Origin of the sequence: Pseudomonas allokribbensis (assembly GCF_014863605.1) — a bacterium.
In the GTDB taxonomy this organism is placed as follows: Bacteria; Pseudomonadota; Gammaproteobacteria; order Pseudomonadales; family Pseudomonadaceae; genus Aquipseudomonas; species Aquipseudomonas allokribbensis.
In genome coordinates this window covers 788,135-812,500 of sequence record NZ_CP062252.1, presented here as the reverse complement: position 1 = coordinate 812,500, position 24,366 = coordinate 788,135, and the positions used below count along the sequence as shown (strand labels likewise).

The 24,366-nt window shown below is 61.3% G+C and carries 25 protein-coding genes (1 of these 25 running past the window's edge); 16 read left to right on the top strand and 9 right to left on the bottom strand.

The genetic code is table 11. The annotated features are described in order from the left end of the window. Together IF199_RS03585 and aptA are read right to left on the bottom strand one after the other, a co-directional pair. Positions 1-1,270, bottom strand: the 5' portion of a protein-coding gene (locus IF199_RS03585; protein ID WP_192559701.1) for a CoA-acylating methylmalonate-semialdehyde dehydrogenase. 224 nt of this gene lie to the left of the window's left edge; 1,270 of the gene's 1,494 nt are visible here — the first part of the coding sequence; its start codon is at positions 1,268-1,270; the stop codon falls past the left edge of the window. A gap of 76 nt (positions 1,271-1,346) precedes the next feature. Further along, on the bottom strand, positions 1,347-2,696 hold the full coding sequence (gene aptA, locus IF199_RS03580) for an omega-aminotransferase AptA (protein ID WP_096819679.1): 1,350 nt from the start codon (positions 2,694-2,696) through the stop codon (positions 1,347-1,349). A 139-nt stretch (positions 2,697-2,835) separates the two neighbouring features. On the opposite strand from aptA, the gene IF199_RS03575 reads away from it, so the two are divergent. The 6 genes from IF199_RS03575 to IF199_RS03550 all read left to right on the top strand — a co-directional run bounded on the left by IF199_RS03575 (position 2,836) and on the right by IF199_RS03550 (position 9,224). Continuing rightward, on the top strand, positions 2,836-3,756 hold the full coding sequence (locus IF199_RS03575; RefSeq protein ID WP_192559700.1) for a LysR family transcriptional regulator: 921 nt from the start codon (positions 2,836-2,838) through the stop codon (positions 3,754-3,756). 95 nt (positions 3,757-3,851) lie between these two features. Continuing rightward, the gene (locus IF199_RS03570; protein WP_192559699.1) at positions 3,852-4,502 is read left to right on the top strand and encodes a TetR/AcrR family transcriptional regulator; all 651 of its coding nucleotides are present in this window, start codon (positions 3,852-3,854) and stop codon (positions 4,500-4,502) included. A gap of 8 nt (positions 4,503-4,510) precedes the next feature. Continuing rightward, positions 4,511-5,092 (top strand): IMPACT family protein, encoded by a 582-nt coding sequence (locus tag IF199_RS03565; RefSeq protein ID WP_192559698.1) that lies wholly within the window; start codon positions 4,511-4,513, stop codon positions 5,090-5,092. Between the two features lie 537 nt (positions 5,093-5,629). Beyond that, complete coding sequence (locus IF199_RS03560) at positions 5,630-7,180, top strand: ABC transporter ATP-binding protein (RefSeq protein ID WP_192559697.1); 1,551 nt, start codon at positions 5,630-5,632, stop codon at positions 7,178-7,180. Positions 7,181-7,191: 11 nt separating this feature from the next. Next, entirely contained in the window at positions 7,192-8,298 is a 1,107-nt protein-coding gene (locus IF199_RS03555) for an ABC transporter permease (RefSeq protein ID WP_102622763.1), read from the top strand. Further along, positions 8,298-9,224, top strand: coding sequence for an ABC transporter permease (locus tag IF199_RS03550; RefSeq protein ID WP_192559696.1), 927 nt, complete (start codon positions 8,298-8,300; stop codon positions 9,222-9,224). The genes IF199_RS03555 and IF199_RS03550 overlap by 1 nt, the downstream gene beginning before the upstream one ends. Here the strand turns inward: IF199_RS03550 and IF199_RS03545 are convergent. Further along, positions 9,221-9,637, bottom strand: a complete 417-nt coding sequence (locus IF199_RS03545) for a hypothetical protein (RefSeq protein WP_096819686.1) — start codon at positions 9,635-9,637, stop codon at positions 9,221-9,223. The genes IF199_RS03550 and IF199_RS03545 overlap by 4 nt on opposite strands. 83 nt (positions 9,638-9,720) lie before the next feature. Between IF199_RS03545 and IF199_RS03540 the strand changes: the two genes are divergently transcribed. The 3 genes from IF199_RS03540 to IF199_RS03530 all read left to right on the top strand — a co-directional run bounded on the left by IF199_RS03540 (position 9,721) and on the right by IF199_RS03530 (position 12,336). Further along, entirely contained in the window at positions 9,721-10,071 is a 351-nt protein-coding gene (locus tag IF199_RS03540; RefSeq protein ID WP_096819687.1) for a MerR family transcriptional regulator, read from the top strand. Positions 10,072-10,107: 36 nt separating this feature from the next. Further along, positions 10,108-10,794, top strand: coding sequence for an SDR family oxidoreductase (locus IF199_RS03535; RefSeq protein ID WP_192560902.1), 687 nt, complete (start codon positions 10,108-10,110; stop codon positions 10,792-10,794). A gap of 183 nt (positions 10,795-10,977) precedes the next feature. Then, positions 10,978-12,336: an 8-oxoguanine deaminase gene (locus IF199_RS03530; RefSeq protein ID WP_192559695.1), complete on the top strand. Its 1,359-nt coding sequence runs from the start codon at positions 10,978-10,980 to the stop codon at positions 12,334-12,336. Between the two features lie 50 nt (positions 12,337-12,386). On the opposite strand, the gene IF199_RS03525 is transcribed toward IF199_RS03530, so the two are convergent. After that, a complete protein-coding gene (locus IF199_RS03525; RefSeq protein WP_102622760.1) occupies positions 12,387-13,478 on the bottom strand; it encodes a calcium:cation antiporter in 1,092 nt (363 codons plus the stop codon). Positions 13,479-13,764: 286 nt separating this feature from the next. Between IF199_RS03525 and IF199_RS03520 the strand changes: the two genes are divergently transcribed. The 3 genes from IF199_RS03520 (at position 13,765) to IF199_RS03510 (ending at position 16,919) form a co-directional block, all read left to right on the top strand. Further along, on the top strand, positions 13,765-14,838 hold the full coding sequence (locus IF199_RS03520; protein ID WP_192559694.1) for a BMP family ABC transporter substrate-binding protein: 1,074 nt from the start codon (positions 13,765-13,767) through the stop codon (positions 14,836-14,838). An 81-nt stretch (positions 14,839-14,919) separates the two neighbouring features. Then, positions 14,920-15,885 carry a 2-oxoglutarate and iron-dependent oxygenase domain-containing protein gene (locus IF199_RS03515; protein ID WP_192559693.1) on the top strand — a complete coding sequence of 322 codons (966 nt, stop codon included), beginning with the start codon at positions 14,920-14,922 and terminating at the stop codon, positions 15,883-15,885. Positions 15,886-15,965: 80 nt separating this feature from the next. Beyond that, positions 15,966-16,919 carry an adenosine deaminase gene (locus tag IF199_RS03510; protein WP_011332312.1) on the top strand — a complete coding sequence of 318 codons (954 nt, stop codon included), beginning with the start codon at positions 15,966-15,968 and terminating at the stop codon, positions 16,917-16,919. A 49-nt stretch (positions 16,920-16,968) separates the two neighbouring features. Here the strand turns inward: IF199_RS03510 and IF199_RS03505 are convergent, their stop codons facing one another. From IF199_RS03505 to IF199_RS03495, 3 genes are all read right to left on the bottom strand, one after another. Then, positions 16,969-18,348, bottom strand: coding sequence for an MFS transporter (locus IF199_RS03505; RefSeq protein ID WP_192559692.1), 1,380 nt, complete (start codon positions 18,346-18,348; stop codon positions 16,969-16,971). Positions 18,349-18,474: 126 nt separating this feature from the next. Beyond that, positions 18,475-19,209: an ArsR/SmtB family transcription factor gene (locus IF199_RS03500; RefSeq protein WP_096819695.1), complete on the bottom strand. Its 735-nt coding sequence runs from the start codon at positions 19,207-19,209 to the stop codon at positions 18,475-18,477. Positions 19,210-19,515: 306 nt separating this feature from the next. After that, positions 19,516-20,445, bottom strand: coding sequence for a LysR family transcriptional regulator (locus IF199_RS03495; RefSeq protein WP_096819696.1), 930 nt, complete (start codon positions 20,443-20,445; stop codon positions 19,516-19,518). Positions 20,446-20,561: 116 nt separating this feature from the next. Between IF199_RS03495 and IF199_RS03490 the strand changes: the two genes are divergently transcribed. The 3 genes from IF199_RS03490 to IF199_RS03480 all read left to right on the top strand — a co-directional run bounded on the left by IF199_RS03490 (position 20,562) and on the right by IF199_RS03480 (position 22,241). After that, positions 20,562-20,855 (top strand): putative quinol monooxygenase, encoded by a 294-nt coding sequence (locus IF199_RS03490; RefSeq protein WP_096819697.1) that lies wholly within the window; start codon positions 20,562-20,564, stop codon positions 20,853-20,855. Positions 20,856-20,887: 32 nt separating this feature from the next. Then, on the top strand, positions 20,888-21,901 hold the full coding sequence (locus IF199_RS03485; protein ID WP_192559691.1) for a zinc-binding alcohol dehydrogenase family protein: 1,014 nt from the start codon (positions 20,888-20,890) through the stop codon (positions 21,899-21,901). Between the two features lie 166 nt (positions 21,902-22,067). Next, positions 22,068-22,241: a hypothetical protein gene (locus IF199_RS03480; protein WP_173861408.1), complete on the top strand. Its 174-nt coding sequence runs from the start codon at positions 22,068-22,070 to the stop codon at positions 22,239-22,241. Positions 22,242-22,251: 10 nt separating this feature from the next. Here the strand turns inward: IF199_RS03480 and IF199_RS03475 are convergent, their stop codons facing one another. Then, the gene (locus tag IF199_RS03475) at positions 22,252-23,454 is read right to left on the bottom strand and encodes a multidrug effflux MFS transporter (protein WP_102622772.1); all 1,203 of its coding nucleotides are present in this window, start codon (positions 23,452-23,454) and stop codon (positions 22,252-22,254) included. Between the two features lie 117 nt (positions 23,455-23,571). Continuing rightward, positions 23,572-23,769: a heavy-metal-associated domain-containing protein gene (locus tag IF199_RS03470; RefSeq protein ID WP_192559690.1), complete on the bottom strand. Its 198-nt coding sequence runs from the start codon at positions 23,767-23,769 to the stop codon at positions 23,572-23,574. A 148-nt stretch (positions 23,770-23,917) separates the two neighbouring features. Here IF199_RS03470 and IF199_RS03465 point away from each other — a divergent pair, with 148 nt between their 5' ends. Then, the gene (locus IF199_RS03465; RefSeq protein WP_096819701.1) at positions 23,918-24,301 is read left to right on the top strand and encodes a hypothetical protein; all 384 of its coding nucleotides are present in this window, start codon (positions 23,918-23,920) and stop codon (positions 24,299-24,301) included. Positions 24,302-24,366 lie beyond the last annotated feature (65 nt).

Below are 24,366 nucleotides of genomic sequence, written 5' to 3'. Positions count from 1 at the left end.
GACGTGCCGCCTCACCGTCACGGGTGAAGATGCAGGTGCCGTTGCCGTATTCGTGATCGTTGATCAGTTGCATTGCCTCTTCCAGGCTGTTCACCCGAACGACGCACAGCACCGGCCCGAAGATCTCTTCTTTATAGATGCGCATCTCAGGGGTGACGTTGTCGAACAGACAGCCACCGAGGAAGAAGCCTTCCTCATGACCTGGCACGCTCAGACCACGACCATCGACCACCAGGGTCGCGCCTGCCGCCACGCCGTCTTCGACATAACCGCTGACCTTGTCGCGCGCCTGACCGGTGACCAGCGGCCCCATGTCCAGACCACACGAAGTACCGGCACCGATTTTCAGCGCCTTGATCTGTGGAACCAGTTTGGCCACCAGTGCGTCGGCTACCTGGTCGCCCACACACACGGCCACCGAAATCGCCATGCAGCGCTCGCCGCAGGAACCGTAAGCCGCGCCCATCAGTGCGCTGACGGCGTTGTCCAGATCCGCATCCGGCATCAGCACTGCGTGGTTCTTCGCGCCGCCCAGAGCCTGCACGCGTTTGCCACGCTTGGTGCCTTCGGAATAGATGTATTCGGCAATCGGCGTCGAACCCACGAAACTCAGCGCTTTGACTTCCGGTGCGTCGATCAGCGCGTCCACCGCAGTCTTGTCACCGTGCACGACACTCAGCACGCCTTTCGGCAGACCGGCTTCCAGCAGCAGTTGAGCGATCAGCAGGGTCGAGCTTGGATCACGCTCGGACGGTTTGAGGATGAAGCAGTTACCGCAAACGATCGCCAGCGGATACATCCACAGCGGCACCATCGCCGGGAAGTTGAACGGCGTGATGCCGGCCACCACGCCCAGCGGCTGGAAGTCAGACCAGGCATCGATGTTCGGGCCGACGTTGCGGCTGTACTCGCCCTTGAGAATTTCCGGCGCTGCGCAGGCGAACTCGACGTTCTCGATACCACGCTTCAGTTCACCGGCAGCATCTTCCAGCGTCTTGCCATGTTCTTCACTGATCAATTGCGAGATGCGCGCTTCGTTCTGCTCCAGCAGCTGCTTGAAGCGGAACATCACCTGGGCACGTTTGGCCGGTGGCGTGTTGCGCCAGGCCGGGAACGCAGCCTTGGCGGCATCGATGGCGTGCTGGATGGTTTCGCGGCTGGCCAGCGGCAGCTTGTGGATAGCCTGACCGGTGGACGGGTTGAATACATCAACTGCGCGACCGTTTTCGGTCACCAGTTCGCCATTGATCAAATGCGGGATAACGCTCATCGAAAACTCCTGAATTCTTGTCCACGGGCACCCGCCATGGAGTGCCCGTTTTTGTAGGTATATATAGAAGGAAAAATCAGTCGAGCTTGTTCAGCACTTCGCCGACCGCGTCGAACAGACGATCGAGGTCTTGCGGCTTGCTGTTGAAGGTAGGGCCGAACTGCAGGGTGTCGCCGCCGAAGCGCACGTAGAACCCGGCTTTCCACAACGCCATACCGGCTTCGAACGGACGCACGATAGCGTCGCCGTCACGGCCCGCGATCTGAATCGCGCCGGCCAGGCCGTAGTTGCGGATGTCGATGACGTTCTTCGCCCCCTTCAGACCATGCAGGGCATTTTCGAAATGCGGTGCAACTTCAGCCACGCTCTGCACCAGGTTTTCCTTTTGCAGCAGGTCGAGTGCCGCCAGGCCAGCGGCGCAAGCCACCGGGTGCGCCGAGTAGGTGTAGCCGTGCGGGAATTCCACCGCGTATTCCGGGGTCGGCTGGTTCATGAAGGTCTGGTAGATCTCGGAGCTGGCAATCACCGCACCCATCGGGATCGCGCCGTTGGTGACTTGCTTGGCGATGCACATCAGGTCCGGGGTCACGCCAAAGGTGTCGGCACCGAACATGTTGCCGGTACGGCCGAAACCGGTGATCACTTCGTCGAACACCAGCAGGATGCTGTGCTGATCGCAGATTTCACGCAGGCGCTTGAGGTAGCCCTGTGGTGGAACCAGCACGCCAGCGGAACCGGCCAGTGGTTCAACGAACACCGCAGCAATGTTCGAAGCATCGTGCAGTTCGATCAGCTTCAGCAGCTCATCGGCCAGGGCGATACCACCCTGCTCCGGCATGCCACGGGAGAAGGCATTGCTCGCCAGCAAAGTGTGCGGCAAGTGATCGACATCCATCATCGCCTGGCCGAACAGCTTGCGGTTACCGTTGACGCCGCCGAGGCTGGTGCCGGCGATGTTCACACCGTGGTAGCCACGGGCGCGGCCGATCATTTTGGTCTTGGTCGACTGGCCTTTCAGGCGCCAGTAGGCGCGGACCATTTTCACCGCGGTATCGGCGCACTCGGAACCGGAGTCAGTGAAGAACACGTGATTCAGGTTGCCCGGAGTCAGCTCGGTGATTTTCTCGGCCAGCTGGAACGACAGCGGGTGACCGTACTGGAAGCCCGGCGAGTAATCGAGAGTGCCCAACTGCTTGGCCACCGCTTCCTGGATTTCCTTGCGGGTATGCCCGGCGCCGCAGGTCCACAGACCGGACAGCGAGTCGTACACCTTGCGGCCCTTGTCGTCGATCAGCCAGCTGCCTTCGGCACCGACGATCAGACGCGGGTCGCGCTGGAAGTTGCGGTTGGCGGTGTACGGCATCCAGTGCGCGTCCAGCTTGAGTTGGCTGGCCAGTGGCGACGACGCGTTTTCAGGCATGTTCATCGGGCAAAACCTCGCAGGGCAATAAGCTTCAGGGAGATAGAAAGCGTTGTTGCAGCTAAATTGCCACGGGGATAAAGTCGGTGAAATCCAACTTTTCTAACCTTCAGTTAGAACACTGCTAAACAATGAGAACAACAACATGAGCAGCCGCCGCCCCGATCCACTGGCCCAGGTCAGTGACTTTGATATCCGCCTGCTGCGGATTTTTCGCAGCGTGGTCGAGTGCGGCGGCTTCTCGGCAGCGGAAACCGTGCTCGGCATCGGTCGTTCGGCGATCAGCCAGCAAATGAGCGATCTCGAACAACGCTTGGGCCTGCGTCTGTGCCAACGTGGTCGCGCCGGTTTCTCCCTGACCGAAGAAGGTCGCGAGGTCTATCAATCGGCGTTGCAGCTGTTGAGTGCACTGGAAAGTTTCCGCACCGAGGTCAACGGCCTGCACCAGCACTTGCGCGGAGAACTGATCATCGGTCTGACCGACAACCTCGTCACCCTGCCCCACATGCGCATCACCCACGCGCTCGCGCAGCTGAAAGAGCGCGGGCCGGACGTGCAGATCCAGATCCGCATGATCGCCCCCAACGAAGTCGAACAAGGCGTGCTCGACGGCCGCCTGCATGTCGGCGTGGTGCCGCAGGCCAGTGCGCTGTCGGGACTGGAATATCAGCCGCTGTACAGCGAACGCTCGCTGCTTTATTGCGCGGTCGGCCATCCGTTGTTTTATGTCGATGACAAGCAACTGGACGACGAACGCCTGAACAGCCAGGACGCCATCGCCCCGACCTTCCGTTTGCCGGCGGAGATCCAGGCGCACTATCAGGCCCTCAATTGCACGGCCAGCGCTTCCGACCGTGAAGGCATGGCGTTCCTGATTCTGACCGGGCGTTACATCGGCTATCTGCCGGATCATTACGCCAGCCTCTGGGTACAACAGGGGCGGCTGCGCGCGCTCAAGGCCAACACGCGTTTCTATGATTTGAGCCTCGCCTCGGTCACCCGCAAAGGCCGGCGTCCGCATCTGGTGCTGGAAAGCTTTCTCGAAAGCCTGGCCGCCACGCGCTGACGACCGGGGTTTTATTCGCCCGGGGCTTGTCGCAGGCCGATGGTTGCGCTATCAACGCAACTGGTTGCACCCCACAGACAAACCCGGAAGTGCCTATGACCTTTGAAGTCCCCGCTCACGGCGGCAAACCTGCCAGCCGCATTCGTCAGAAGAACGAAGAGACCATCATCAAAGCCGCCGAAGACGAGTTCGCCCGTCACGGATTCAAAGGCACGAGCATGAACACCATCGCCACCAAGGCCGGGTTACCCAAGGCGAATCTGCATTACTACTTCACCAACAAGCTCGGGTTGTACGTGGCGGTGCTGAGCAACATCCTCGAGCTGTGGGACAGCACCTTCAACACCCTGACCGCCGAGGACGATCCGGCCGAAGCCCTGACCCGCTACATCCGCGCGAAAATGGAGTTTTCCCGCCGTCAGCCGCAAGCGTCGCGGATCTTTGCGATGGAAGTGATCAGCGGCGGTGAATGCCTGACCGAGTATTTCAACCAGGACTACCGCGCCTGGTTCCAGGGCCGGGCCGCGGTGTTCCAGGCGTGGATCGATGCCGGCAAGATGGACCCGGTGGATCCGGTGCACCTGATTTTCCTGTTGTGGGGCAGTACGCAGCATTACGCCGACTTCGCCACGCAGATCTGCCGGGTCAGCGGTCGCAGCAAATTGACCAAACAGGACATGGACGACGCCGGCACCAACCTGATCCGCATCATCCTCAAAGGCTGCGGCCTCACTCCTTCTATATAAGTCGTTCTATGCCATTCACCCTCAGCGGCTTCTGCGAATTTCGCGAAGAGATTCGCAAAAGCCGTTTCATCACCTTCGCCGCACCGATCGGCAGCCCTGCCGACGCCCAAGCCTTCATCGAGCAGCACAGCGACTTGAACGCGTCGCACAATTGCTGGGCGTGGAAACTCGGTGATCAGTACCGCAGCAACGACGACGGCGAACCTGGCGGTACGGCCGGACGGCCGATTCTCGCGGCCATCGAAGCGCAGGATTGCGATCAGGTCGCGGTGCTGGTGATCCGCTGGTACGGCGGCATTCAACTGGGCACCGGCGGATTGGCCCGGGCCTATGGCGGCGGCGCGAACAAGTGCCTGCAAGCGGCGGCGAAAATCGAATTGATCAGCCGTGTGCCACTGAGTTGCGCCTGCGGGTTTGCCGAACTGGCGCTGGTGAAGTTGCGGGTGGCGGATCTCGGCGGTCTGGTGGTGGAGGAAAACTTCACCGCCAACGGCGTCGAATTACAGTTGGCAGTGGGGGAAGCGCAGATCCCGTTGCTGCAAAACCAACTGGCCGATCTCAGCCGTGGACGCATCCTGCTCCAGCGCTGAACACCTGCAATATTTCGGGGCACGATACGATTCGCTTATTCCACCGAGTTGCCCACATCAGCTGTGCACCCGACTGTGGATAACCTGAGCACACACCGCTGTAACCCTTCTGTCACGTGGCTTTGCGCGTTTTGTTCACTTTTCGCCCAAACCACGTAAAAAAAGTTTAATTCCAAGCAAAAACAATCAGTTAGATCTGTTTATCGCCATTGGGAGATAGTACCGATGCGCTTATGCCAAGGTTTTCCGATTGCGCACAAATACTGTGGAGCAACCTGTGGATAACCCGTTCATGACTCGCGCAGTCGCAGGTGCAGCTTAGCTCCGACGGGATTGCTCGTTTTTTAACCAGTAACTTGCGAGCAAAACTGGAGCCTGATCAACGGCTTTGCGCTCAATTGGTGCTGCCCATCCGGGCAATTTGGCCTTCGATGCTCTACGCGAAGGGTCGCCGGGCAAGCGCTTGACGGGTTCCTGACTCAATGGCCAGGAAATTGCTTTATCCACAGGCACAACTCCAAGCAAGCCGAGCCTGTCATGCCCAACGCCACGCCCACCCCGCGCCTGCATCTGCGCCGCATCAGCAAACGTTATCCCGGTTGTCTGGCCAACGATGCCATCGATCTGAGCATCGCCCCCGGTGAAATCCACGCCCTGCTGGGTGAAAACGGCGCGGGTAAAAGCACGCTGATGAAGATCATCTACGGCGTCACCCAGGCCGACTCGGGTGAAATGCTCTGGCAAGGGCAACCGGTGAACATGCGCAACCCGGCCCAGGCCCGGCAGTTGGGCATCGGCATGGTGTTCCAGCATTTCTCCCTGTTCGAAACCCTGACCGTGGCGCAGAACATTGCGCTGGCAATGGGCCCGGCGGCCGGGACGCCGAAACAGCTTGAACCGAAAATCCGTGAGGTGTCCCGCCGTTACGGCATGGCGCTGGAACCGGAGCGACTTGTCCACAGCCTGTCGATCGGCGAACGCCAGCGGGTGGAGATCGTCCGTTGCCTGATGCAGGACATTCGCCTGCTGATTCTCGACGAACCGACTTCAGTGCTCACGCCGCAGGAGGCCGAGGAACTGTTCATCACCCTGCGCCGGCTCGCGGCCGAGGGCTGCAGCATTCTGTTCATCAGCCACAAACTCGGCGAGGTGCGTGCCTTGTGCCACAGCGCCACGGTTCTGCGCGGCGGCCGGGTGGCGGGGCATTGCGTACCGGCCGAATGTTCCGACCGAGAGTTGGCGCAACTGATGGTCGGCGAGTCGGCGACATTGATCAGCGAGTATCCGAAAGCCAGTGGCGGCGCGACATTTTTGCAGGTCAGCGGATTGAACTGGCACAACCCCGATCCGTTCGGCTGTTCGTTGATCGACATCGACTTGCAAGTGCGCAGCGGTGAAATCGTCGGCATCGCCGGTGTGGCGGGCAACGGTCAGGATGAATTGCTGGCACTGCTGAGCGGCGAGCAAATCCTGCCCCGCGATGCAGCGCAAACCATCTGTTTCCGAGAACGCGCCGTCGCCGATCTACGTCCGGAGGCGCGACGCAAACTCGGCCTGGCTTTCGTCCCCGCCGAACGCCTCGGGCACGGCGCGGTCCCGGAGTTGAGCCTGGCGGACAACGCCCTGCTCACAGCCTTTCAACAAGGCCTGGTCAGCCACGGGTTGATCGAGCGCAACAAAGTCGAATCCCTCGCCGAGTTGATCATCCAGCGCTTCGGCGTGAAAACCCCGGACACCCAAACCAGCGCCCGCAGCCTGTCCGGCGGCAACCTGCAGAAATTCATCCTCGGTCGGGAAATTCTTCAGCAACCGAAACTGCTGATCGCGGCGCACCCGACCTGGGGCGTGGACGTCGGCGCGGCGGCCGTGATCCATCGTGCCCTGATCGCCCTGCGCGATGCGGGCGCGGCGATCCTGGTGATTTCCGAAGACCTCGACGAACTGTTCCAGATCAGCGACCGCCTCGGCGCGCTCTGCGGCGGGCGGATGTCGGCGCTGCAAGACACGGTGCAAACCCGAATCAGCGATGTCGGTGGCTGGATGGCCGGCCAGTTCCACAGCCCTCAACCACAACCCGCCACGGTTTAACGGAGTTTCCCATGCTGCTTTCCCTCGAACCCCGTGGCCGGCAATCGCGCCTGATGCTGTGGTGCTCGCCGCTGTTGGCGGCGGTGCTGACCCTCGGTTGTGGCTCGCTGCTGTTCATCGCCCTCGGTCATGATCCGCTGCAAACCTTGCACACCTTGCTGATCGCGCCGGTCAGCGACTTGTATGGCGTCTCCGAATTATTGGTCAAGGCGTTGCCGATCCTGCTCTGTGCCCTCGGTCTGGCGGTGGCCTATCAGGCGCGAATATGGAACATCGGCGCCGAAGGTCAATTGTTGCTCGGTGCGTTGGCCGGCAGTGCGCTGGCGGTGAACATCATCGATATGCAGAGCCGTTGGGCCTTGGTGCTGATCCTGCTCACCGGCACGTTCGCCGGCGCCGCGTGGGCCGGGCTAACCGCCTGGTTGCGCACGCGCTTCAATGCCAACGAAATCCTCACCAGCATCATGCTCAATTACATCGCGCTGAACCTGCTGCTGTTCTGCGTTCACGGGCCGTTGAAGGACCCGGCCGGGTACAACTTTCCCGAGTCGGCGATGTTCGGCGACGCCAGCCGCCTGCCGTTGTTGATGGAGGATGGTCGGGTTCACGCCGGGGTGTATTTCGCCCTGCTCGCGCTGGTGGCGGTGTGGGTGTTGTTGCAGAAAAGCTTCGTCGGCTTCCAGATCAAAGTGCTCGGGCTGGATAAACGCGCGGCGGGGTTCGCCGGGTTTCGCGAGAAGCGTCTGATCTGGCTCGCACTGCTGATCAGCGGAGGATTGGCGGGACTTGCCGGTGTTTGCGAAGTCACCGGGCCGATTGGGCAACTGGTGCCGCAGGTCTCGCCGGGCTACGGCTATGCGGCGATCACCGTGGCGTTTCTCGGCAGGCTCAATCCCATCGGCATTCTGTTTTCCAGCCTGTTGATGGCGCTGCTGTACATCGGTGGCGAGAGCGCGCAGATGACACTGAACCTGCCGCAGGCGATCACCCAGTTGTTTCAGGGAATGATGCTGTTTTTCCTGCTGGCCTGTGACGTGCTGATCCTCTACCGACCCCGTCTGAACCTGCGCTGGGTGCGGCGCACCTCAACCACCGCCGTAACCGCCGGAGCGCTGTGATGGATATCGATCTGCTGAGCAATGTTTTCTACGCCATGGTGCGTTGCGGCACACCGCTGCTGCTGGTGGCGCTGGGTGAACTGATCTGCGAAAAGAGCGGCGTGCTCAACCTCGGGCAGGAAGGGATGATGCTGTTTGGTGCGGTGATCGGTTTCATCGTCGCCTTCAGCACCGGCAATCTGTGGCTCGGCGTTGTACTGGCGATGCTCGCCGGAATGTTGTTGTCATCGCTGTTTGCGCTGGTGGCGCTGGTGTTCAACGCCAATCAGGTGGCGACCGGGCTGGCGCTGACGATTTTTGGTGTGGGCCTGTCGACCTTTGTCGGTGCGGCGTGGGTCGGCAAACCGCTGGCCGGTTTCGAGCCGCTGGCGATTCCATTCTTGAGTGACATCCCGCTGATCGGCCGCATGCTGTTTGCCCAGGATCTGCTGGTGTACCTGTCGTTCGCGCTGTTTGCACTGGTGGCCTGGGTGATCGTGAAAAGCCGTGTCGGGCTGATCATCCAGGCGGTCGGCGAAAACCCGGACGCCGCGAGTGCCATGGGCTTGCCGGTGCTGACCGTGCGTACGCTGGCGGTGTTGTTCGGCGGAGCGATGGCCGGACTGGCCGGGGCTTATCTGTCGCTGGCGTACACGCCGATGTGGGCCGAGAACATGACCGCCGGGCGTGGCTGGATCGCGCTCGCGCTGGTGGTGTTCGCCAGTTGGCGGGTGTGGCGGCTTTTGCTCGGCGCGTATCTGTTCGGACTCGCCAGCATCCTGCACCTGGTGGCGCAGGGGTTGGGGCTGGCGATTCCTTCAAGCTTGCTGGCGATGCTGCCGTACGTCGCAACCATTCTGGTGCTGGTGTTGTTGTCGCGGGATGCGGTGCGTACACGGTTGTACGCGCCGGTATCACTGGGACAGCCGTGGCAGGCCGGACATTAAGCCGTGACGGCCCGCGACAGCGACCGAACAGGCAACGCCTGAGCAATGCCCCACGCCACTTCGAGAACCAGGAAACCCACCACCAACGAACTGGCGCCGTGGGCCAGGGCATACGTCATCCACGCCGCGAACAGAAATCGCGTCACCGCGTCATAGCGCCCATAAACCGGCTGCGGATCACGAATCCGCAGCACCGACCACATGCACACCACCGAACCGAACAGATTCGCCATCAACAGATGCGCAGGTTCGAACGCCGGCAACTCACCGGGCAATTCCAGCGCCTGACTCAACGCCGTCAACAACCCATGCAACACAGCAAAACTCCACGGCGTGACAAACGCCACTGTCACGATCAAGTCATACCAGGCACTGCCGCGCACCAACTGTCGATACTGCGTTGAAGTCCACATCATCCTTGCTCCGAAAACTCAGGGAGCAATCACGGTAAAGCCTGGAGTATGCTCCAGGGTCAAACACTTTCGAGACCTGCAAGATGCGCATCGGTGAGTTAGCCCAGACCTGCGATGTCAGCCGAGACACGCTGCGTTTCTACGAGGAGCGCGGATTGATTGCGGCGCAACGCAGCGCCAACGGTTATCGCGACTATCCGCCGGAAATGGTGCAACTGGTGCTCTACATCAAAACGGCGCAGCGTCTGGGCTTTACCCTTGGCGAGATCGGCAGCAGCGTTGGCGCGTTGTGGCAATCGCCAAACCCCGACACCACCGTCACGCAACTGCTGCAAGACAAACTCAAGCTGGTCGAAACCCGCATGGCTGAACTCGGTGAGCTGCGCCAGGAATTGCAGCATCGGCTCGGTCAACGTTGTCCATTGAACCCGTGATCTTTCAACTTTCAAGGAAAGCCAATCATGTCCGCACTGAATCCTGCCAAGCACGCACTGATCATCGGCGCCTCCCGGGGCCTGGGTCTGGGTCTGGTGAAAACCCTGCTGGCCGACGGCTGGCGAGTCACCGCCACGGTTCGCAATCCTGCGAACGCCGAGGCGCTGAAAGCACTGGGCAACGTGCAGATCGAAAAACTCGACATGGACGATCAGCAAGCCGTGATTGCCCTGAGCCAGCAACTCAAGGGCGAGACCTTCGACCTGCTGTTCGTCAATGCCGGGGTCAAAGGCCCTGAAGTGCAGACCCCGGGCGGCGCGACGCTGGCGGAAGTCGGTCAGTTGTTCTTCACCAACGCCGTGGCGCCGATCAACCTGGCCCAACGCTTCGTCGGGCAGATTCGCGACGGCAGCGGCGTGCTGGCCTTCATGAGTTCGGTGCTCGGCAGCGTGACCATGCCCGATGCGCCGGAACTGGCGCTGTACAAGGCCAGCAAAGCGGCGCTGAACTCGATGACCAACAGCTTCGTCACGCAGTTGGGCGATCAGAAACTGACTGTGCTGTCGCTGCATCCAGGCTGGGTGAAAACCGACATGGGCGGCGAAGGCGCCGACATTGACGTCGACACCAGCACCCGCGGCCTGGTGGATCAGGTGGACGCGTTTGCCGGCAAGGGCGGCCATCACTTCGTGAACTACAAGGGTGAAACCATTCCCTGGTAAACACTGAACCCTGTGGGGGCTCGCTCCCACAGGGTTATCCCGGTGTCTGGTCGGGTTGGGCTTGCCCGTCGCAACATTTTGTTCGAAACTCCGCACCTCGTCCTTCGCGGCGACCCTGGATCAGCAGACAGGGCAACACTGAGCTGGCAACCCTGAACCCAACTTTCAGAGGAGCCGGCCACAATGCCTGCGACCCGTATCTGGTTAAAAAATCCCCTCGCCATTTTCACGGCCAATGGTCTCGACGCCCGTGGCGGTCTGGTGCTGCAAGACGGTGTGATCACCGAAGTGCTCGGCGCCGGCCAGCAACCGTCGACACCGTGCAATGAAGTGTTCGACGCCCGTGAGCACGTGATCCTGCCGGGCCTGATCAACACCCATCACCACTTCTATCAAACCCTGACCCGCGCCTGGGCGCCGGTGGTCAATCAGCCGTTGTTCCCGTGGCTGAAAACTCTGTACCCGGTCTGGGCACGCCTGACGCCTGGAAAACTCGCCCTCGCCACCAAAGTCGCGCTGGCCGAACTGTTGTTGTCGGGTTGCACCACCGCCGCCGATCACCACTACCTGTTCCCGGACGGCCTGGAAAACGCCATCGACGTGCAAGTCGAAACCGTGCGTGAACTGGGTATGCGCGCCATGCTCACCCGTGGTTCGATGAGCCTCGGCGAGAAGGACGGCGGCCTGCCTCCACAGCAGACTGTGCAGGAAGGCCAGGTAATTCTCGACGACAGCCAGCGCCTGATTCACGAGTACCACGAGCGTGGCGACGGCGCGCAAATCCAGATCGCTCTGGCGCCGTGCTCGCCGTTCTCGGTGACCCCGGAAATCATGTCCGCCAGCGCCGAGCTGGCAAACAAACTCGATGTGCGCCTGCACACTCACCTCGCCGAAACCCTCGACGAAGAGGATTTCTGCCTGCAACGCTTCGGCCTGCGCACCGTGGATTATCTGGACAGCGTCGGCTGGCTCGGCCCGCGCACGTGGCTGGCCCACGGCATCCATTTCAACCCCGACGAAATCGCCCGCCTCGGCGCGGCCGGCACCGGTATCTGCCATTGCCCGAGCTCGAACATGCGTCTGGCGTCCGGCATCTGCCCGAGCATCGACCTGACCGATGCCGGCGCGCTGTTCGGTCTCGGTGTGGACGGCTCGGCGTCCAACGATGCGTCGAACATGATCCTCGAAGCCCGCCAGGCCCTGTACATCCAGCGCCTGCGTTATGGCGCCGAGAAGATCACCCCGGAACGCGTGCTGGGTTGGGCAACCAAGGGCTCGGCGAGCCTGTTGGGCCGTACCGACATCGGCGAACTGGCGGTCGGCAAGCAGGCGGACCTGGCGTTGTTCAAGCTGGATGAACTGCGCTTCTCCGGCAGTCATGATCCGATTTCGGCGTTGCTGTTGTGCGGCGCGGACCGCGCGGATCGCGTGATGGTCGGCGGCAAGTGGCGCGTGGTTGACGGGCAGGTTGAAGGGCTGGACCTCAAAGGCTTGATTGCCGATCACAGTCAGGCGGCTCGGCAGTTGATCGCCGGCACCTGATTCTCCTTCTGATCGTTCCCACGTCGAGGCGTCCGCGTGGGAACGATCAATCACAACCCCAGCAGCGACAACATGATGAACGTCGCAAACAACACAAAATGGGTCATGCCCTCAATGGCATTGGTCTCCCCGTCATTGAGGTTGATCGCGCTGACGATCAGCGTGATGAAGATCATCACGGTCTGCACCGGGGTCATCGCCATCTGAAACGGCTGACCGGTGTAGAGCGCCATCGCTTCCATCACCGGTACCGTCAGGATCACTGTCGACAACGACGCGCCCATCGCAATGTTGACCACCGACTGCATGCGATTGGCCAGCGCCGCGCGCAACGCGGTCAGGATCTCCGGCGCCGCCGAAATCGCCGCCACCAGAATCGCCGTGATCACCGGCGGTGCGCCCGTCCCTTCCAGGCCCAGATCGAGGGTCTTGGACATCACCTCGGCCAGTGCGCCGATCACCACCACACCAAACACCAGAATGCCGATCGACAGCGCCAGGCTGACCGGTTTCGGCTCCTGCTCCACCGGCTCTTTCTTGCGGCGTTTATCCGGATAGCTGTAGCTGAAAAAGTAGCTGTGCGGGCCGACCTGCATGCGCAGGAACAACGTATAAAGCACCACCATCGCGCCGATGGTGAACGCCGAATAGATTTTCCAGTCGGCCTCGGGAATGAACTCCGGCACCACCATCGACACACCCATGGCGGTGAGAATCATCACGCTGTAACTGCGGGCCGAATCATCGTTGTAGGACTGCTCGCCATGCTTGATCCCGCCCATCAATGCGGCGAGACCGAGGATGCCGTTGATGTCGAGCATGACCGCCGAATAGATCGTGTCGCGCACCAGGGTCGGCGAGGCTTCGTTGCTCATCATGATCGCCAGGATCACCACTTCCACCAGCACGGCGGCGAGGGTCAGGATCATCGTGCCGTACGGGTCGCCGACTTTTTCCGCGAGCAGTTCGGCCTGATGAGCGACACGCATCGAGGCGGCGACGATGAACGCGATCAACACCAGCCCGCCGGTCAAGGCGACGACCTGGCCACTGTGCAGCAACCAGTGTTCCAGCGGATACGCCACGAGAGCAGCGATCAGGGCCAGCAGCAGAAAGCTTTCTTGCTTGAGGATCGTGAGCATGGCGGACCTGCGGGCGCTGGGGACGAATGAGTGACTGACTGCGGGGCGGCGCTAATAGTTCGTTACACCTTAGCGCACCACGGAATGGCAGCCGGTTCGGCAGGTGCACTTTATTGGCCTTGGCGGCCTCATCGCGAGCAAGCACGCTCACCACGGGTGATCGTGCTCCCATGTGGGAGCGAGCTTGCTCGCGAAGGCCTCGCCTCGATTTCGACTCGATTTGTTGTCCGCTTGGTCAGCCTTTTGCATTGCCCTCCCCACACACAACAAAAGGGAGTTCGCGTTCATGCAAAAACGTCCACTGCAAACACTGCTGTGCATCGCCATGGGCCTTGGCCTCAGCCTGAGCGCCAGTGCCGCCGATCCACTGAAAGTCGGCTTCGTCTACATCGGCCCCATCGGCGACCACGGCTGGACGTATCAGCATGAACAGGGGCGCAAGGCGCTGGCGGAAAAACTCGGCACGCAGATCACCACCAACTACGTGGAGAACGTCGCCGAAGGCGCCGATGCCGAACGGGTGATCCGCAACATGGCCAAGGACAACTACGACCTGATCTTCACCACCTCTTTCGGCTACATGAACCCGACAGTGAAGGTCGCCAAACAGTTTCCCAAGGTGACCTTCGAACACGCCACCGGCTACAAGCAGGACAAGAACCTCGGCACCTATCTGGCGCGTACTTATGAGGGCCGTTACGTCGGCGGTTTCCTCGCGGCGAAGATGACCAAGACCAAGAAGATTGGCTATGTCGCCTCGTTCCCGATCCCGGAAGTGATCCGCGACATCAACGCCATCCAGCTGGCCCTGAACAAGTACAACCCCGGCACCGAAATCAAAGTGGTGTGGGTCAATTCGTGGTTCGATCCGGGTAAAGAGGCCGACGCCGCCAACGCGCTGATCGACCAGGGCGTGGACGTGGTGTTCCAGCACACCGACAGCCCGGCGCCGATCCAGGCCGCCGAACGGCGTGGCGTCTATGCCGTGGGCTACGCTTCGGACATGGCGCATTTCGGCCCGAAAGCGGTGCTGACCTCGATCGTCAACGACTGGGCACCGCACTACATTCAGGCGACCCAGAGCGTGATCGATCACAACTGGAAATCCCAGGACTACTGGGGCGGGTTGAAGGAAGGCACGGTCGAACTGCCGATCAGCGATCTGGTGCCGGCGCCGGTGAAGGCCGAAGCCGAGCAGATCATCGCTGACATCAAGAGCGGCACCTTGCAACCGTTCACCGGGCCGATCAAGGATCAGGCCGGGGTCGAGAAAATCCCGGCGGGTGTGAGCGCGACCAATGTGGAACTGGCGTCGATGAACTACTACGTCGAAGGCATGAAGGCCGAGATGCCGAAGTAATCCACCTGACGCCGACCTGACCCTGATCGTTCCCACGCTCTGCGTGGGAACGATCCCCCTTTTACCTTTCAAGGATTTTGTATGGATCAGCTTCCAATCATCGGCATCAGCCCGCTCTACTCCGACGACCAGAACGCTTGGTCCACCGTCGCCGAACAGATCGACCACGCCTGCCGCGAATGGGGTTTCTTCTACATCAAGGGGCATCCGATTTCAGCGCAGTGCATCGACGCCCTGCTCGACCACGCCCGGCACTTCTTCGCATTGCCGGCAGCGGAAAAACTCAAGATCGACATCACCCAGACCGCCCATCATCGCGGCTATGGTGCCATCGCCACTGAACAGCTCGACCCGGACAAACCCAGCGATCTGAAGGAAACCTTCGACATGGGCCTGCACCTGCCGGCCGATCATCCCGAGGTGCTGGCGGAAAAACCCTTGCGCGGCCCCAACCGTCATCCGGCCATTCCCGGTTGGGAAACGCTGATGGAGCAGCACTACCTCGACATGCAGGCCCTCGCACAAACCCTGCTGCGAGCCATGACCCTGGCACTGGGCATCGAGCGCGACTTCTTCGACACGCGCTTCAACGAACCAGTCAGCGTATTGCGAATGATCCATTACCCGCCGCGCCACACCGCCAGTTCCGCCGAACAGCAGGGGGCCGGTGCGCATACCGATTACGGCTGTATCACTCTGCTGTATCAGGACGCGGCCGGCGGCTTGCAGGTGAGAAACGTAAAAGGCCAGTGGATCGACGCACCGCCCATCGACGGCACGTTCGTGGTCAACCTCGGCGACATGATGGCGCGCTGGAGCAACGACCGTTATCGCTCGACCCCGCACCGGGTGATCAGCCCGTTAGGCGTTGATCGCTATTCGATGCCGTTCTTCGCCGAACCGCATCCGGACACCCGCATCGAATGCCTGCCCGGTTGCCAGGACGACCGACATCCAGCGAAATATCCGACCACCACCTGCGCCGAATTCCTGCTGTCACGCTTCGCCGATACCTACGCCTACCGACGAGAGCAGGAAGCGGTGTGATGGATCGGTTGGTCAGGTTTTGCCAATTGTTTCGGCGCGCATCTGTAGAATGCCGTCATTGCACCTGATGAGAAAAGAATATGTACGACTGGCTCAACGCCCTGCCCAAGGCCGAACTGCACCTGCACCTCGAAGGCTCGCTGGAGCCCGAGCTGCTGTTCGCCCTGGCCGAACGCAACAAGATCGCCCTGCCGTGGAGCGACGTCGAGACCCTGCGCAAGGCTTACGCCTTCAACAACCTGCAGGAATTCCTCGACCTGTATTACCAGGGCGCCGACGTGCTGCGCACTTCCCAGGATTTCTACGACCTGACCTGGGCCTACCTGCTGCGCTGCAAAGAACAGAACGTGATCCACACCGAACCGTTCTTCGATCCGCAGACCCACACCGACCGTGGCATCCCGTTCGAAGTGGTGCTCAACGGCATCGCCGCCGCGCTGAAGGATGGCGAGCAGCAACTGGGCATCACCAGCGGTTTGATCCTGAGCTTCCTGCGCCACTTGAGCGAAGACGAAGCGCAGAAAACCCTCGACCAGGCACTGCCGTTCCGCGATGCATTCGTCGCCGTGGGCCTGGACAGTTCCGAGATGGGTCACCCGCCGAGCAAGTTCCAGCGCGTGTTCGACCGTGCCCGTCACGAAGGCTTCCTGACCGTCGCCCATGCTGGCGAAGAAGGCCCGCCGGAGTACATCTGGGAAGCCATCGACCTGCTGAAAATCCAGCGTATCGACCATGGCGTTCGCGCCATCGAAGACGAGCGCCTGATGCAGCGGATCATCGACGAGCAGATCCCGCTGACCGTGTGCCCGCTGTCGAACACCAAACTCTGCGTGTTCGATCACATGTCCCAGCACAACATCCTCGACATGCTCGAGCGCGGTGTGAAGGTCACGGTGAACTCCGATGACCCGGCGTACTTCGGTGGTTATGTCACCGAAAACTTCCATGCCTTGCACGAACATCTGGGCATGACCCAGGATCAGGCCAAACGCTTGGCGCAGAACAGCCTGGATGCGCGGTTGGTAAAACCGTAACAGCACAAAGCCGTTCGAACACGCCCGTGTTCGAACGGCTTTTCAGGTCTCAGCGCACAACCGCTTCAGTCAACTCTTCCAGCGTTTTGCCCCGGGTCTCCATCCCGAACAGCCACACCACCCCCGCCGCCACCGCAAAGCACAACGCCCCCAACGCAAATACCCCGCCCTGCCCGGTGATCGGGAACACCAGACCGGTGATCAGCGGCCCGAGCAGCGAACCCACGCGCCCGATGGCCGAGGCGAAACCCGAGCCCGTCGCACGTGCCGATGTCGGGTACAACTCCGGCGTGTAGGTGTAGAGCACCGCCCACATGCCGAACAGGAAAAACTGCATCAACAGGCCCGAGCCGATCAGCAGCCCGACATTGCCGCCGAACACCGCACTCTGGCCGTACAGAAACGCCATCACCCCGCCGCCCAGCAACGTGACGATGCACACCGGCTTGCGTCCCCAGCGCTCCACCAGCCACGCCGCCATCAGAAACCCGGGTATCCCGCCCAGGGAAATCAGCACCGTGTAATACACCGACTGAGTGACCGCAAACCCCGACTGTTGCAGCAACGCGCTGAGCCAGGACGTCAGTCCGTAGAAGCCGAGCAATGCAAAGAACCACAGGCTCCAGAGCATCATCGTGCGCTGGCGGTACAGCGGCGACCAGATCTGGCCGAGGGCCGACAGGAAGTTACCCGGTGGCGTGATCACCCGAGGCAGGCGAACCGGTTCCGGCAACGCAGCTCCGCCGAGCGACGCCCGCACCCGGTCCTCAATGGCGCACAGCACCTTGTCCGCCGCGTCATGCTTGCCCGCCTGTTCCAGCCAGCGTGGTGACTCGGGAATAAAAAAGCGGATCGCCAATACAAATACCGCCGGCACCGCCAACACCAGAAAGATGTCTCGCCAGCCGATCAGCGGCAGCAGGAAATACGACAGCACCCCGGCAGCAACAAAACCCAGCGGCCAGAAGCCGTCCATCAAGGCGATGTAGCGCCCGCGACGCCTGGCCGGTATCAGCTCCGACAGCATCGACTGGGCAATCGGAAACTCCATGCCCATGCCGATCCCCAGCAGGATGCGGAACAGGGTCAGGCTCTCGACCGTCTGCGCCGTGGAGCACAGGTAACTGGCCACACCCCACAACACGATGCTCCACTGAAACACCGGTTTACGGCCGAAACGATCAGCCAGCAGTCCGGACAGCGATGCGCCCAGCACCATGCCGAAAAAGCTCGAACTGGCGAGCAGCCCGGCTTCGGCGCTGCTCAGGCCGAATTCGGTTTTGATCGAGCCGAGCAGGAAGGTCATCATCGCCAGATCCATGGAGTCGAAGAAAAACGCCAGGGCGATGATGATGAATATGATCCGGTGATAACCGCTGACCGGCAGGCGTTCCAGTCGATCCGCCGCGCTGAAGTTTCCCGTGTCCATGCCACCTCCTCCATCCGAAATGTCTGCGGATCGAGTGTGCGCGATAGCCGTTCAGCCTTTGTGCCAGATGCGACCTGTTCGCAGTCGTAGGCGACGCCAGTCATTCGGACAATGGTGCGAAGCGCTCTACAATGCCATTTCCAGCTCGGTTTCCCGGGCGAATCGATGAATTTCCCGCTGCCCCGCCGCCGTCAGTTGCAGGGCGCGGGAATCGTTGGGCAGCATCAACCAGCCGGACTGCATGAACAGCTGCAACAACGCCGCCCCCAGCGAACCGCCCATGTGCGGGCGTCGCTCGCTCCAGTCCGGGCACGCGCAAGCCACCTGAACATTGCGATGAGCCAGCGCCTGGATGAAGACCCCGCGACTGGCCAACTGTGTCGAGCCCTTGTGGGTGACTACCACCCGATGTTCAAGCTGTTCGATCCAGCCGGCATCGAGCAGGCGCTGGTACAGGTCGGCCGCCAGCGTACCGCCCAGATGATCGTCGCAAAAACGCGCACGCAGCAGGGAGGACGGCGCGGCCTGTGGTCTGGCAATGGGTGTGGCGCGCTTGAACACGTCGGGAACCTCCCGCGGCGCGCTGGCAAGCGTGGCGCTGGCCAGGGCCTCGATGGCCGCGCCGACTTCCGGAGCCGCCAGGCGAAAGAAGCGCTTGCGCCCGCGAGCCTCGACCTTCAACAGACCGCCCGTGGACAAGCGCCCCAGATGCGCGCTGGCCGACGAGGGCGACAGCCCCGCCAACAGAGCCAGTTCCTCGGTCTGCCGGGCCGAGCCATCCATCAACGCCCACATCATGGCGCTGCGTTTGGGATCGGCCAGCAACGTGGCGATCTGGCTGATGCAAGGTGCATGTTCCATGTATTCACTCCCTGTTGAATCGTATCGTCTACTGCTCAGAGACATCTTGACCAGTAATCAGTCGTCGGCCAAGCCGCGCAAAACGCCTTGATCCGAGGCAAGGCAACACACTGCCACCCGGCATTCGCAGTAATTGATGCAACCCTCACCGCTGCCCGGTCAGTGTCGGTCCGAGCGAGCCTGTTCCCGCGTGCCGGTGCAGGCTTCAGGCGGTCGCTAGTATAAGCGGGTTGCTCGCGGCGTCCTGCGCCGGAGCGGGTACGGCTGGTGATTGTTCCTGACAGAAATTTCGCTATTTACCTGCGACTAATGATCAACCTGCGGAAAAACGGGAAATCGGCTACTCAGTTCGGCGCAACGGCTGGCGAGCATCTCCCTCAACAGGTTCACCGGCTTACTCAATTGTGCGCGATGGGCGCACAGCAGATTCAGCGGAGCCCGCTCGCAGAGCAGGCCGGGCAGCAGCACTTTCAGCCGCCCCGCGAGCACATCGTCGGCCACATCCAGCCAGGATTTGTAGGCGATGCCCGCCCCCGCGACGGCCCATAACCGCACCACGTCGGCGTCATCGCTGAAGCGGTCGCCACTGACGGTCAGGCTGACTTCGCGTTTGCCGTCATGAAAACTCCAGTGGTCATGCACCCGACTGCCCAGCATGTACAACAGGCAATTGTGCTGCGCGAGCTGTTCCAGTTGAGTCGGCTCGCCGTGTTTCGCCAGATAGCCGGGAGAGGCACACAGCACCCGCCGGTTCTGCGCAGCGATGGGCAATGCGACCAGACTGGAATCCTCCGGTTCGCCATAACGCAGGGCGATGTCCACCGGTTGGCGAAACAGATCGGCGATGCGGTCGCCCAACAGCAGACGCACCGTCAATTTCGGGTGTTCACGCTGAAACTCATCAAGCCACGGCAACAGCAGGTTGCGGCCGAAATCCGACGGTGCCGACAGTTGCAGAATCCCGCTGACCTGGTCCTGACCGCTGGCCAGCAGACGACGGCCTTCATCCAGGTTGCTCAGCGCCGCCCGGGCGTATTCGAGGAAGCCTTCGCCCTCGGAGGTCAGGCGCAAACTGCGGGTGGAACGCGCCAGCAACCGTGCCCCGAGTTGTTGTTCGATACGCTTGAGCGCCGCGCTGGCCACGGCGGCGGACATGTCCATCACCCGGGCCGCCGCCGACAGACTGCCCAGATCCGCCGCCCGGACAAACAACTGCAAGTCATCGAAACGCAGCATTTCAGCCTCGATTATCAAAAAAATATTGAAAGAGACTGCTCTTTTAGCCGGTTTTATCTCGCGTAGAAATAGCCAATCATGCCTCCCATCGAATTCATCCCGTTCCGGAGTCGAACATGTCCCAGCCCTTCACCGCCATCGCCACCCTGATCGCCAAACCTGGCCAGCAGGACGCCCTCGAACAACATCTGCGCGCATTGATCGAACCGACCCGCGCGGAAGCCGGTTGCGGCCAATACGACCTGCACCAGGACCTGGCCAACCCGCTGGCCTTCTACATGATCGAGCAGTGGGCCAGTGACGAAGCCCTGCAGGCCCACGACGACAGTGCGCATATCCAGCATTTCCGGGCGCAGGCCGCAGGCTTCCTCGAACACTTCGAGCTCAAGCGCCTGCGCGCCATCGCCTGAATCCTTCCTTCAAGCATCTTTCGGAGTCATCCATGAAAGCCATCGCCTATTACGCATCGCTGCCGATCAGCGACGAAAAATCCCTGCAAGACATCGAACTGCCGGAGCCAGTGGCCGGCCCGCGCGACCTGTTGGTCGAAGTCAAAGCGATCTCGGTCAACCCGGTCGACACCAAGGTTCGCCAGAACGTCGCGCCAGAAGGCGGCGCCGCCAAAGTGCTGGGCTGGGATGTGGCCGGCGTGGTCAAGTCAGTCGGCAGTGAAGTGACGTTGTTCAAGGCCGGCGACAAGGTCTTCTACGCCGGCTCCATCGCCCGGGCTGGTGGCAACAGTGAACTGCATGTGGTGGATGAACGGATCGTCGGCCATATGCCGAAAACCCTCGGTTTCGCAGAGGCCGCCGCCCTGCCGCTGACCGCCATTACGGCGTGGGAGCTGTTGTTCGAACGCCTGCAAATCCGCGAAGGCAACACCGATGAAGGCCAGAGCCTGCTGATCGTCGGCGCGGCCGGTGGCGTGGGTTCGATCCTGACCCAACTGGCCAGCCAGCTGACCGGGCTCAAAGTGATCGGCACCGCCTCCCGTCCGCAAACCCGCGACTGGGTAAACGAGCTGGGCGCTGACCTGGTGATCGATCACAGCCAGCCGTTGAGCGAAGAACTGAAACGCGCCGGCCTCCCCCATGTGACCCACGTCGCCAGCCTGACTCAGACCGACCAGCATCTGGACCAACTGGTCGAGGCCCTGGCGCCGCAAGGCAAACTGGCGCTGATCGATGATCCGAAGTCGCTGGACGTGACCAAGCTCAAGCGCAAGAGCCTGTCGCTGCACTGGGAGTTCATGTACACCCGCTCGCTGTTCGAAACGCCGGACATGATCGAGCAGCACAAACTGCTCAACCGAGTGGCCGAGCTGATCGATGCCGGGACGTTGAAGACCACGGTGGGCGAGCACTTCGGCAAGATCAACGCGAGCAATCTGCGCCGTGCCCACGAATTGCTGGAAAGCGGCAAGGCCAAGGGGAAAATTGTTTTAGAAAGTTTCTAAAATCTGAGAGACCGCAGCCTTCGCCAGTGCCAAAAGTATCTGGCGCGGGGGCTGCGGTTGCTTTTTGCCGTCAGTCAGATGCTTGACCCTTGTCACAATTGCGATCGTATTCGGGTCTACAATCGAAACCTCTGCGATGCAATCTTTTACGTCCGGGAGGTCAGCAATGAAGATCCTGATAAAAGAAGTGGCAAAGTCCCAGTGGCAAGTTCGTCTCGACCAGCACGCCGTGACATTCCGCAGTGAGGCCGAAGCTCGGGCCTTCACCCGCACCCTCGAAGCGCGTCTGTACGCGCCCCATCAGATTCCCGACCTCGGCCAGCAACGCGCTGTCGGCTGAGTTCCTCCGTTCAGACTTCGGCCTGCGCCTTTGCCAGCGCCCGGGCATTCTGTATGCGCCGGGTAAGCATTGCCGCGCTGACCACCAACAGACCGCACAGGCTGATGACCATGGCCATCGGCACGGCTGTGCCATCGTGCAAAACCCCCACCAGCGCCGAAGCCCCGGCGGCGACGCTGAACTGCATGCTGCCGAGCAATGCTGACGCACTGCCGGCGCGAGCGCCCTGCCCGTTCATCGCACTCGCCGCCGCATTGGGGCTGATGCAACCAAGACTCGCCACGCAAATGAACAATGGAATCAGCAGCGGCCACAGTGCCTCGGTGTGCAGGGCGCTGACCGCGAGCAGCGTCAGCCCGGCAGCGAAGTAAACCCAGACCGCCCGTGACAGCAGAAACGCCGGGCCGCGCTTGGCCAACAATCGCGCATTGACCTGCGCCACCAGAATGAAGCCCGCCGCGTTGGTGCCGAACAGCCAGCCGAAATGCTCGGCCGGGACGCCATACAGTTTGATGAAAATGAAAGGCGAGCCGGCAATGTAGGCAAACATCCCGGCAATCGCGATGCCGCCGGTCAGGGCATGGCCCATGTAGACCGGGTCGGTCAGCAGTCGACCGTACTGACGCAGAGCACCGGACAGTGGCTGGCGCGGAACATGGGCCGGCAGACTTTCCGGCAGGCCGAGGGCCACCGCCAGGCCGGCCAGGGCACTGAACCCGGTCAGCACCAGGAAGATCGACTGCCAACCCGTCGTATTGACCAGCAGACCGCCGAGCATCGGCGCCAGGATTGGCGCCAGCCCCATCACCAGCATCAATTGCGAAAAGACTTTCGCCGAACCCACAGCGTCGCATTTGTCAGCGACCACCGCCCGGGAAATCACCATCCCGGCGCATCCGCCCAGTGCCTGAACGAACCGCGCACCAATCAGCCATTCCAGATTCGGTGCATAAGCGCAGGCCAATGACGCCAGGGTGAACAGCACAAGGCCGGTGAGCAATGGAATCCGCCGCCCGAAACGATCCGCCACCGGACCGTAGGCCAGTTGACCGATGGACAGGCCAAAGAAGTAAGCCGACAGCGTCAGTTGGACGTGTTTCTCATCGGTGCCGAACGCCAGCGCCATGGTGGGAAACGCGGGGAGATAGAAGTCGATCGCCAACGGACCGAAAGCGGTCAAGGCACCGAGAATCAGAATGGTACGGAAGTTCATCAGGCGTCCAGGTTCGACAGGCAGTTGGGCGGGCACTTTAGTAGAGAGTGCAGCCCGACAGTCTAGCCGCGCGAGGACGCCTTGAACATTCCGGTAGCTCGCTAACTATTAAAAAGATCAGGCGAGTTTGATGACATAGCCTTCTTCGCTGATCGCCTCGATCACCTGCTCGGCGCTCAACGCACTTTCGACGCCGACTTCCTTCGCCACCAGATCGACCCGCACGCTGGCGGCCGGATCCTTGCTCTGCACCGCCTGGGTGACGGCCTTGACGCAGTGACCGCAGGACATGCCTTCAACAGTGAACACTTGCATGGAATGACTCCTTTGAGTGAGGTTGCCGGCAGTTTCGAGCTTGCCACGATGGCAAGGTCAAGTTCTGCAAAAAACTGCCGGGCTGGCAATCGGCGCCGCGCTCGGCCAAGCTGCGTGCATCAATGACATAAATTCAGGAGATTCAGCCATGCGCTGGTCAGCTTTCAGCCTGTTTGGCTTACTCAGCCTCTTTGCCGCGATCCCTTCGGTGCATGCCGCCGGGGAAGATTTCGGGGTGCTGATCATTTCCCGCGAGCGCCTGGAAGTCGCGACCTCCTGCGAGATCGGCGTGTACATCCAGGATCAACTGTCGGCGCGACTGTTCCAGGAACAGAGCACCTCGTTCAACCTGCCGCCGGGCAATGTCTCGCTGCGCCTGAAACTGCTGCCGGGGCAAATGCCGGGCTGCAACCCGGGCATGCTCGCGCCGGGCTCGCAGGAGATCAAACTGCATGCCGGCGACATCCTGAAGTTCCGGATTGCGATGAATGCGGAAGGCATGTACCTCAAGCCAACCGGCCTCGGTTATTGACTCATCCGGATCGGGCGGCGGAATCTGGCGCTTGACCTTGCCAGCATGGCAAGGTTGATCCTGTA